The organism is Clostridium sp. DL1XJH146, assembly GCF_054819755.1.
In genome coordinates, this window is record NZ_JBTVVN010000131.1 from 1 (window position 1) to 280 (window position 280).

General features: G+C 72.5%; 1 protein-coding gene. It reads left to right on the plus strand.

Annotation, left to right across the window (positions count from 1 at the left end):
* Positions 1-280: aromatic amino acid lyase (locus tag ACVHXK_RS18810; protein WP_461207937.1), on the plus strand; the 280-nt coding region annotated here is incomplete at both ends.

Consider the following 280-nt stretch of genomic DNA (forward strand, 5'->3'; position numbering starts at 1 on the left):
ACCGAAGCGCTGGCCAAGGCCGGTCTGAAACCGCTGACGCTGGCGGCGAAAGAGGGCCTGGCGCTGCTGAACGGCACCCAGGTCTCCGCCGCCTTCGCGCTGCGCGGCCTGTTCGACGCGGAAGACCTGTTCGCCGCCGCGACCGTGGCGGGCAGCCTGACGTTGGAAGCGGCGCTGGGCTCCCGCAGCCCGTTCGATGCGCGTATCCATGAGGTGCGCGGCCAGCGCGGCCAGATCGATGCAGCCCTCGCCTACCGCCACCTGCTCGGCGCGCGCAGCG